The organism is Pantoea sp. GCM10028869, from assembly GCF_042666835.1.
GTDB lineage: Bacteria > Pseudomonadota > Gammaproteobacteria > Enterobacterales > Enterobacteriaceae > Pantoea > Pantoea leporis.
In genome coordinates, this window is record NZ_JBHTGO010000023.1 from 1 (window position 1) to 520 (window position 520).

Genomic DNA, 520 nt, shown 5'->3' on the forward strand with positions numbered 1-520 from the left:
CAGATTAGCACGTCCTTCATCGCCTCTGACTGCCAGGGCATCCACCGTGTACGCTTAGTCGCTTAACCTCACAACCCACAGGCGTTTTGCAACGCGCGCAGACTGCAAGCATTTGAGAGACTCGAACATATCGCCGCTTCATTCTTATTACGGAGAATGAAGACGATACGTCGTTTCAATTTTCAGCTTGTTCCGGATTGTTAAAGAGCAGTATCTCAGACGCAGCTCGTAAGCTTCGTTTGAGATACGTCGTGGAGACACCTTTCACCTGTCACCAAGCAAGTGGCGTCCCCTAGGGGATTCGAACCCCTGTTGCCGCCGTGAAAGGGCGGAGTCCTAACCGCTAGACGAAGGGGACACGATAGTGTCACGACTTCGCAGCCGTCTTGCTCATTACTTTCTATCAGACAATCTGTGTGAGCACTTCGCGGGAAGGTATCTTCAGGTAAGGAGGTGATCCAACCGCAGGTTCCCCTACGGTTACCTTGTTACGACTTCACCCCAGTCATGAATCACAAAG

Annotated in this window: 1 tRNA gene and 1 rRNA gene; both read right to left on the reverse strand. The window is 51.5% G+C overall.

Going from position 1 to position 520, the window contains the following annotated elements:
- Positions 1-283 precede the first annotated feature (283 nt).
- A tRNA-Glu gene (locus tag ACFQW4_RS23635) sits at positions 284-358 on the reverse strand.
- An 88-nt stretch (positions 359-446) separates the two neighbouring features.
- Positions 447-520 (reverse strand): 16S ribosomal RNA (locus ACFQW4_RS23640); the annotation flags it as partial.